Annotated in this window: 5 protein-coding genes and 1 pseudogene; 3 read left to right on the forward strand and 3 right to left on the reverse strand. The window is 44.0% G+C overall.

Annotated elements, in window-relative coordinates; genetic code table 11:
* Nucleotides 1-344: pseudogene (locus ACP45E_RS14290) on the reverse strand (MBL fold metallo-hydrolase); the annotation flags it as partial.
* A 97-nt stretch (nt 345-441) separates the two neighbouring features.
* Complete coding sequence (locus ACP45E_RS14295) at nt 442-1,311, reverse strand: AraC family transcriptional regulator (protein WP_017034816.1); 870 nt, start codon at nt 1,309-1,311, stop codon at nt 442-444.
* A 153-nt stretch (nt 1,312-1,464) separates the two neighbouring features.
* Between ACP45E_RS14295 and ACP45E_RS14300 the strand changes: the two genes are divergently transcribed.
* On the forward strand, nt 1,465-2,613 hold the full coding sequence (locus ACP45E_RS14300; protein ID WP_017034815.1) for an iron-containing alcohol dehydrogenase: 1,149 nt from the start codon (nt 1,465-1,467) through the stop codon (nt 2,611-2,613).
* A 210-nt stretch (nt 2,614-2,823) separates the two neighbouring features.
* Nucleotides 2,824-3,339, forward strand: a complete 516-nt coding sequence (locus ACP45E_RS14305; protein ID WP_026026554.1) for a lipocalin family protein — start codon at nt 2,824-2,826, stop codon at nt 3,337-3,339.
* Between the two features lie 16 nt (nt 3,340-3,355).
* On the opposite strand, the gene ACP45E_RS14310 is transcribed toward ACP45E_RS14305, so the two are convergent.
* On the reverse strand, nt 3,356-4,804 hold the full coding sequence (locus ACP45E_RS14310) for a PLP-dependent aminotransferase family protein (protein ID WP_017034813.1): 1,449 nt from the start codon (nt 4,802-4,804) through the stop codon (nt 3,356-3,358).
* Between the two features lie 97 nt (nt 4,805-4,901).
* Here ACP45E_RS14310 and ACP45E_RS14315 point away from each other — a divergent pair.
* Nucleotides 4,902-5,789: DMT family transporter (locus ACP45E_RS14315; protein WP_198927727.1), on the forward strand; the 888-nt coding region annotated here is incomplete at its 3' end.

The following is a 5,789-nucleotide window of genomic DNA, read 5'->3' on the forward strand; positions in this document are numbered from 1 at the left end:
ATACCATCTGTTACCTTAAACAGGCCATTGATCACGTTTAATTGTGCATTACGCCACAGACTTGGGTTTACGCTGTCGGGTGCTTTAGCCTCGAGCGTAATGAACTTTTTGTATTCTTCTAAGTCCCAAACAACGTCACCATTTTCATTGGTGACCGTGACAACATCTTGCTTAGCAATAAAGCCTTTTTGTGCACGTTCAAAGTCTTTTGTGTCTTTAAATGGAAGATTGTTATACAGGGCGTTATTCGTGTCTATTGTTGCTTGAGTTGCGGGCTTAGATTCCGCAGCGATACTCCCCGTCGAGATAACCATCGCCAATAGCGAGATGGTGAAACACTTCATAGTCAGTCCCTTCTTTATGAATGATAATGTGTAGGTAAAGAGTAGAAGCTAACGTTATAATTCGCCAAGAAAAATGCTTTTATTTCACTGAATCCACCTAGGTCATTTGAGAAGGCGATAACTGAAAGTGGCGTTTAAACTCCCTGAAGAACTGAGATTGACTGCTGTACCCTACAAGGTTTGCTGCTTCGCTTGCTCGCTTACCTTCAATGGTAATCAGTTCTTTTGCTTTATCGAGTCTCACTTTCTTGACATATTGCATGGGTGAGTCACAGGTCACTTCTTTGAAAGCACGATGAAATGCCGAGACACTCATGTTGGCTTCTTGTGCTAATTCATCAACATTAATCGGAGAAGAAAAGTTGCCGTGCAGTTTACTGAGTACTTTTGCAATGCGAGCATAGTGACTGTCTTGTTGAACCAGTCCCATTAGTGTATTTCCTTGCGGTCCGGTCAGCACACGGTAAACAATTTCTTTCACCAAGTCTTTGCCAAATATGGCCATTTCTGTTTTATCTTCAAGGCATTTTAGTAACCGAATACAGGCGTCTTCTAAGTCGGAAGTGACCTGGGCTTTTTGTAACCCTCGCGATGATTTTCCTGGGTTTGGAATTGAAGTGTTGAGCTTTTCGACCAGGGTATTGAGTAAGGGTAAATCCACATCGATACATAAGCTTAATAATGGCTCATTACTGCTGCTAAATGCTTCACATTCGAGGGGGAGAGGAACGCCAATAACAAGATAATCACCAACACCATAACTGACGGATTCGTCGGCTAAATGAATGCGCTTATGCCCCTGGCCCATGATGATGATGCCTGATTGATAAAGAAGAGGGCGACGAGGGGTTGATGTACTCGAATAATAAAAGCTGACACCTTTTAGGTCGGTCTTTATGACTTGTTCAGTGCATTCTAAAGAGTGTGTGTTCGCGTAGGCTTGCATCGCAGTTGTCAGTGTTTTCATTGTCTTCATCAATGGTGTGTATTGGTGTCGAATGTACATAAAAAAGCAGAAATAGGCAATAAAACACGACTAATATACCTTTTTAATATCTATATTGAGAGTAATATGCACTTGTAGCAATGATGAAGACCTATAATTATTAAGGAACAACAGATGAAATTCAATTACGTGAATCCAACTCATATACTTTTTGGACAAAACCAAATCGCGGCGATCAGCGCGCAAATCGCGCCAGAAAGTAAGGTACTGGTTATCTATGGTGGCGGTTCGATTAAAGCCAATGGCGTTTATGATCAAGTGACCGAAGCGCTAAAAAATCATAACTGGATTGAATTTTCTGGTGTTGAGCCTAACCCAACAAGAGAGACGTTAGACAAAGCGGTGGCAATGGTACGCAGTGAAAATGTCGACTACCTATTGGCAGTGGGCGGTGGGAGCGTGATTGACGGCTCTAAGTATGTAGCGGCTTCCGCAATGTATGATGGCGATGGGTGGGATATCCCTGCTGGTAAGCACCAAGTTACGCAGGCTGTGCCATTAGGTGCAATTTTAACATTGCCAGCAACGGGCTCTGAGTCAAACGGTGGTGCGGTGATTACTAATGGCGCAACCAAAGAAAAATTAGCGTTTATGTCGCCAACCGTTCAGCCACGATTTGCTGTCATGGATCCTGATGTGATGAAAACATTGCCTGACCGCCAGTTAGTCAATGGCGTTGTGGATGCGTGGGTTCACGTGTGTGAGCAATACATTACGACGGTTGATGGTGCCTATGTGCAAGACGGTTATGCGGAAGCACTATTGCGCAGTTTATTAAAACTAGGTCGTGATTTTGAACAGCGTGACAATGACGCATGGCGTGCAAACCTGATGTGGTCAGCAAATCAAGCTCTAAATGGTTTGATCGGTGTTGGCGTTCGTCAAGACTGGGCAACCCATATGATTGGGCACGAGTTGACAGCAGCATACGGTGTTGATCATGCTCGTTCACTGGCGATTGTGCAGCCTTCATTACTTCGTAATCAACTGGCGCATAAACGTGCGAAATTAGAGCAAATGGGCATTAACGTGTTTGGTTTAGAGCAAAGTGATGATTTGGCAGAACGCACGATTAATGAGATTGAAAGCTTCTACCAAAGTTTGGGGGTTGCAACTCAATTGACGGAGCATGGTTCAACGGCTGAGCAAGCAGTAGAAAACATTGTCGCTCAACTTGAATTGCACGGTTTGGTTGCGCTGGGTGAGCATCAAGCGATCACTCTCACTGAAAGCCGTCAAATTTTACAAGCTGCTATTGTTTAGAAATCAATTGTTTAGTGACCGATATTCAGCATTGATATCAATGTTAGATAGCTAAATCGAAAGAGAAAGTAGAACGCCACGAGTTAATCTGTATAGAATGACTCGTGGCGTTTTTTATGATTTTGCCTAAAACTGAAGGTATGCGGAAGGTCGTTACCATGGCCCTTTCTGTTTTTAATGGACTATTTTATGTGGAACAAGGGTTTATCGATGAAAAAAAGCGTATTGCTGCTAATGGCGGTTCTTTTGCAAGGGTGTTTAGGTATGCCAGATACAGTCAAACCCGTTTCTGATTTTGAACTCAATCGATATTTAGGAAAATGGTACGAAGTGGCTCGCTTAGACCATTCATTTGAACGCGGCCTTACCCAAGTTACTGCGGAGTATAGCCTTAAAGATGACGGCGGTGTGGCGGTGCTTAACCGAGGTTATTCAGTCGAAGAATCGGAATGGAGCGAGGCGGAAGGCAGAGCATACTTTGTTGAAAGTGAAAATGACGGGTACTTAAAGGTGTCATTCTTCGGGCCTTTTTATGGGTCTTATGTGGTGTTTGAATTGGATCACCAGAATTACCAATATGCCTTTGTTTCTGGGCCAAATACGGACTACTTGTGGCTTTTATCGAGAACGAGTTCCGTTCCTCAAGACGTAAAGGACAAGTTTGTTCGTATGGCAAAAGAGCGAGGCTTCAACATCGACGAACTCATTTATGTACAACATGATTAGGGCGTGTTGATGCTCTTTACACGTATGACTTAACTTCCCGCTGGTAGTGTTGATCGATCAGGTGAGCAAGTCGTTCAATCCCTTGTTTTTCGCTGGATGTTCCTTCTAAGTTTGCGTAGGTTAAGCGCAAGCAGTGACCAAACTTGTTATTGGTGCCGAAAGCGACACCCGGGTAAATCCCGATTTTCTCTTTTTTACACTCAAGATAAAGTAGATGGCTATCAATATGTTCTGGCAGGGTTAACCACATGATAAATGATCCTGAAGCCTTGGTTAGGTGGTATCGCCCTTGCAATGATGGGTACTGATTCAAGGCTTCCGTTAACCACTGATGTAGCTTTTTACCGTTGGACAAGTATACGCGCTTCATTTTATTAATATGAGAGCGATACTTACCGGTGGTGAGGAACTCCGCGACGGCAGATTGCATCAAATTAAGGCTGCCCATGTTGTCGCTGATAAGAAGCCGTTCAATGTGTTTCTGGTATCGCCCCGATAAAATCCACCCAATTCGTAAGCGAGAATCGAGTGTTTTGGAAAGAGAGTTGATGTAGATAACGCGATCTTGGGTATCTAAAGATTTCAAGCTTGGTATGCTTTCATCCGAACTTAACGCGCCAAACACATCATCTTCAATGATGGGAATACTCTTAGAGACGGCCAGCAAGCGTTGGCGCTTTTCTAAGGTCATTCGTGATCCAGTTGGATTGGAAAAATTGGGCGTAACAATAATAGCTTTAATATCCCACTGGCTTATGGCTTTGTCTAATGCTTCAGGGCTGATCCCTGTAGCAAGGCAGCTTGGAATTTCAACCACTTCTAATCCAAGAGATTCCATGAGTAACAAGTTACCAAAAAAGCAAGGAGACTCTACTGCTACGATGTCCCCTTTGCTGGTTAAGGCTCGAAGCGCCAGGCTAATTCCTTGCTGAGCACCGTGAGTGACGGCAATATCACCATAATGGGCAGTAATGCCAAGGTCATGACTTATTTTAAGAAGTTGTTTTATCAGCAGGTTGTTGCCTGGAGGAATTTGGTATTGGCTGGGTAATTGGCTTTGTATTCTACTGTGTCGACCTATTTCTGCGTACAGGCTTTTAATCGCTGGGAATTTGATATTGGGATGGGCTGATCCGGCGGGAAGCCGTTCTTTCTCGCTAGAGTAGGTAAGAATGGATTTACAGATGGATAAGAGATCAACCTTGCTGGGTGGGTGGTTTGAGGCGTTTAATTGGCTATCTGGCTGAGAGATCGCTTTGACACGGTAGCCAGACTTAGCAACCGAATAAATAAGACCTACCGCTTCAAGTTCTTGATAAGCGCGAATCACCGTATTTTTGCTGACGTTTTTGTCGGTACTCAGTTGTCTAATCGAAGGCAGTTTGTCTTCTGGTTGATAGACTCCTGCGGTAATGGCCTGCCGCAAATACCGCTCAATTCGATCATACTTGTTCATTGTGTCCATTCTGTACCCATAAAAACCGTCCTGTTTGTGCCTTTTTTACATTGCTGTACCTAATTAAAGTAACAGCATTGTTAACACTTTGGCTAGTGGGTTTTTTATGTTGATACGGATGATCCCTTTTGTATTTGTAATGTTGTGGGCCTCGGGTTTTGTAGGTGCCCGTTTTGGGTTGCAATACGCCGAGCCTGCGACCTTGCTTTCTATCCGTATGGTTGCCAATGTGGTCTTGTTTTTGTTGTTGATTGCGGTACTCAAACGTTCGATTCCTAAAGGACGAGCCTTGCTCCACTGCTTAGTCGTCGGTATTTTGATCCATGGTTTCTATCTTGGTGGCGTTTTTATGGCTATTTCCTTAGGTATGCCAGCGGCGCTAAGTTCTCTGCTTGTTGGGATTCAGCCCATTCTAACCGCCGTACTGCTGCTGACGTGGGGGAGTGAAAAGTTTACATTGTCTCAATGGCTAGGATTGGGGCTGGGCTTCATCGGTATAAGCTTAGTTCTCGTTGGCAATATAGAATGGCAGTCAAAGCAGTATCAATGGCTAGCTATCTCGATTACCTTATGTTCACTGTTTGGTATGACGTTAGGTACTTTGTATCAAAAGAAATTCTGCCAGAAAGTAGATATGGTTGGCGCGGCTATGCTCCAGTATGTGGCTGCCGCTGGACTGTTTATTCCTTATGCGTTTATGTTTGAAACTAGGCAAGTAGAATGGACTTCGGAGTTTATTCTTACCTTACTATGGCTAGTGGTGGTGTTGTCGTGTTTCGCGGTGCTGTTGCTACTGTATATGGTGAAGAATGGCGCGGCTTCTAGTGTTGCCTCGGTGTTTTATTTGGTGCCACCTACCACAGCGCTACAAGCGTGGCTGATGTTTGGCGAATCCTTTGATTGGCTTGGTGGTATGGGTTTTGTTTTTGCCAGTGTTGCTGTGTATCTTGTGGTCAAAAAACCGACATTAGCATGGCGCCGATCAAAGAGAGCG

It is taken from the genome of Vibrio genomosp. F10 str. 9ZD137, assembly GCF_049974785.1.
Taxonomy (GTDB): Bacteria; Pseudomonadota; Gammaproteobacteria; order Enterobacterales; family Vibrionaceae; genus Vibrio.